Annotated in this window: 4 protein-coding genes and 1 pseudogene; 2 read left to right on the forward strand and 3 right to left on the reverse strand. The window is 74.0% G+C overall.

What is annotated here, in order from left to right:
* The 3 genes and pseudogenes from G3I65_RS08640 to G3I65_RS08650 form a co-directional block, all read right to left on the reverse strand.
* Positions 1-932, reverse strand: a pseudogene (locus tag G3I65_RS08640) (hypothetical protein); the annotation flags it as partial.
* On the reverse strand, positions 929-1,255 hold the full coding sequence (locus tag G3I65_RS08645; RefSeq protein WP_160695628.1) for a hypothetical protein: 327 nt from the start codon (positions 1,253-1,255) through the stop codon (positions 929-931). The pseudogene G3I65_RS08640 and the gene G3I65_RS08645, both read right to left, overlap by 4 nt.
* The gene (locus G3I65_RS08650; protein ID WP_160695629.1) at positions 1,252-1,620 is read right to left on the reverse strand and encodes a YbaB/EbfC family nucleoid-associated protein; all 369 of its coding nucleotides are present in this window, start codon (positions 1,618-1,620) and stop codon (positions 1,252-1,254) included. Before G3I65_RS08650 ends, G3I65_RS08645 begins: the two co-directional genes overlap by 4 nt.
* A gap of 119 nt (positions 1,621-1,739) precedes the next feature.
* On the opposite strand from G3I65_RS08650, the gene G3I65_RS08655 reads away from it, so the two are divergent.
* Entirely contained in the window at positions 1,740-2,084 is a 345-nt protein-coding gene (locus G3I65_RS08655) for a hypothetical protein (RefSeq protein WP_160695630.1), read from the forward strand.
* The gene (locus tag G3I65_RS08660) at positions 2,069-2,992 is read left to right on the forward strand and encodes a DUF6177 family protein (protein WP_160695631.1); all 924 of its coding nucleotides are present in this window, start codon (positions 2,069-2,071) and stop codon (positions 2,990-2,992) included. Before G3I65_RS08655 ends, G3I65_RS08660 begins: the two co-directional genes overlap by 16 nt.
* Positions 2,993-3,106 lie beyond the last annotated feature (114 nt).

Genomic DNA, 3,106 nt, shown 5'->3' on the forward strand with positions numbered 1-3,106 from the left:
CGGCTCCCCGCCGCCACAGCGCCCGCGCCGCGCATCGCCGCGCCCGCGCCCTTCGTGCCCAGGACGGAGCTCACGATGTTGAACGTCGCCTTGCCGCCCGCGCGGGCCGGGTCGTCGCTCCATTCGTCCCACGCGACCAGGGACTTGCCCGCGTCGACGAGCGTGCGGCCCATCTCGCCGCGTTCGAAGCCCGGCAGGCCGAAGGTCTGGTCGAGCGACGACATCCCCGGCACGCTGTACGTCGCGGCGGCGAGGGCGAACTTGCCGAGGCCGCCCCACGCCTGCCCCGCGGTCGACCACGACCAGTGGCCGTCAGCGTAGCCCGCGAGCGCGGCGAACCCGACCACCATTTCCTTGGCGCCCTCGCCGATGCCCACGAAGAACTCGCCGACGTTGCCCCAGAAGCCGTGCGGCTTCTTCGGTTTCTCCGGTTCCGGGGGCTTGCCGAACTTGTCGGCCAGGTCCGTCTGGATCTTCGCGACCTGCCCGGCGACGTTGATCACGAACACCAGCTGCGCCGCCAGGCTGGTGCAACGCGCGAACAGGGACTCGTTCTGCGCGATGTACGCCCGGATCAGGAACTTGGCGCTGCTGACCTTGTTCGAATAGTCCTGGCTCAGCGCCGCCAGGCCGTCCATCGCGGTGGCGAGGTCGGTGAGGCCCGATTCGCCGGTGCCGCCGTGGTTCAGCGAGTGGACGGCGTAGTACATCTCGAACCCGGCCGCGTCCGTCCACGTCGTCCGCAGGTCGGCCGCGGCCTGGTCGGAGTGCTGGACGGCGTCGCGAAGCGCCTTCGCCGCGTCGGTCCACGCCTGGGCGAGGTTGTGGGCGTCGGTCTCGCTGTCCGGCGGCCACAGCGCGTCCTTCGGCCGGCCGCCGTTCAAGACGACCCAGCGCCACAGATCGCCGTCCGGTTCGAAGAGGTCCGTCACCGCGGGAATTCGGCGGCGGCCGCGCCGTCCGCGGCTTGGTATACGCGCACCGCCTGATCGCCGTTGCCCGCCAATGTCTGGTAAGCGCCGGTCAGCTGGCCCATCGCGTCGCCGATCGCCTGCTTCGGTCCACTATAGACTTTCGTGAACGCCTGCCCCAGCGGGCCGCCACCCAGCCGCCCGGGGACCTCGATCCGGTCGCGACACCCCGGCCACGCCGCGTCGAGCGCCGTGCCGGCGTCGCGCAGGCGGCCCAGCCGGGCGGTGGTCTCGTCCGGGTCCATGTCGATGCGGCCGTCGCCGTCGTGGTCGATCCCGGTCACCGGGCGCTCCGGCGGTCGAGTTCGTGCAGCAGCGGGTCGAAGCGCAGGTCGGTCGACGCGGGGGTGGCGTCCGGCGGCAGCAGGCTCGCGACGATCGCGAGCCCCTCCTCTTCGGCGAGCTCGACGGCTCGGTGCACCGTCTCGGCGATGTCCCGCGCGAGCGCCGCCGCATCGATCCTGCGGTAGATGCGCGGGTCCAGCCGGAGGTCGAGGAGCTCGCCCGCGCCGCCGACGGTGACGCCGATCAGCCCGTCGTCGGACTCGGCGCTCGCGCGGATCTCGGCCATGCGCTGCTGCGTCGACCGGATGTCGCCGGCCAGGCGCGCGTGGTCGGCGCGCAAGTCGAACGGGAACGGGGAATCCACGGCCACCTCCGGGGGTCGTCTCCGGCCCAGTGTCGCGGCGCGCGGCGCCCTGCGAGGCCCGGTGACTTGTTCTTGCCACGAGGGTGTTCCGCGGTCCGCCGGACGCGACGATGGCGGGCATGACCTTCGACGTCGTCGCGCTGTGCCGGCGCGAACCCGGCCCCGAAGCCGTCGTCGCGGCGCTGCTGACGGCGGGCGAAGGATCCTTTGTGGACTTCGACGCGGACCGCCGGCTGATCGGTGTCCGGCACGCCGATGGGCGGGCGCTGCTGACGGTCGAGGGTGCGCGGCTGGTGCGCGTTCCCGGCGAGGTGGACCGGCTGCTCGGGCTCGACGTCCCGCCGCCGGTGTGGTGGGTCGAAGGCCGCGCTCCGGACGAAGACGCCGAAGCCGAAGCGGTCGCCAGGACGTTCGCCGCGGCGCTGGCCGTCGCGACCGGGGGCCGGGCGTGGTCGAGCCGGTGACCCCCGCCGCCGACCTCGTCACCGCGGAGGCCGTCGTCGTCGAGCAGCACCGCGCCGTCGTGCCCGCGACGACGTGGCTGGTCGACGCGGCCAAGGCGGCCGCGCGCGCCGGGCGGGCACTGCAGGTGCGCACCCCGGCGGACAGCCGCCTCACCTTCCCGCTGGAGCTGCTGCTGCGCGACGGACTCGGCGACTGGGTCGCGGGCGACCGCGACGGCTTCCGGGGATTTCCCCTGGCGTGGAACGGGCTCCGGTTCGTCCGTGACGGGGACACCCTGGACAGCCCGGCTCCTGTCCCGGGTTCCGGCGACCTCGAGCTGCGCATCGTCACCGCGGACCCGCCACGGGCCGGGGCGAGCGTCGAGACCGCGATGCGGGCGCTCACCGGCGGCCCGCCCCTCGGCTGGGGCGTCGCCGAGCCGGTCACGCAGCCGTGGTCCACCGACGACCTCGCGGACCACTTCCGGCTGCGCGCTCCCCGGCCGGTCACCGTGATCGTGGCCGGGGACCGCGTCATCGGACGGCTCCGGCTGTCGCAAGTGGACGGTGTGGTCGTCGAAGACGTCGAGCTGAGCGGACCCGCGGCCGGCACCGTGGCGAGGGCCGGCATCGAAGCACTGGCCGCCGAATCCGCCCGCACGGCACAGCTTCTCGTCGTCGGCGCGCACCCCGGGCGGCGGTCGGGGCTGCGCTCCCCCGGCATGGCCGTCGCGCTGCCCTACGGTGTCCTCTTCGGACCCGAGCTGGTGGCGAAACACGGCGTCGCGCACGCCCACCGCGCACCGGCCTCGCGGGTGAAGCTCCTCGGCTCCGGACCGCACACCGCCGTCTGGTGCCGGTTCGACGGCGACCCGGCGCCGCCGTACGAGCAGTTCGCCGCGCTCCTGCACCACTTCGGCGAGGACTGAGCGGATGTCCTGTTGTCGCCACGACGGCCTGGCGCGGCGGCTGCCGGCGGACGATGGCGGACGTGACTCGACCAAGACGACTCGCCGCCGTGCTGGCCGCGGCCGCGCTGCCCT

Source organism: Amycolatopsis sp. SID8362 (assembly GCF_010550475.1).
GTDB classification, from domain to species: domain Bacteria; phylum Actinomycetota; class Actinomycetes; order Mycobacteriales; family Pseudonocardiaceae; genus Amycolatopsis; species Amycolatopsis eburnea.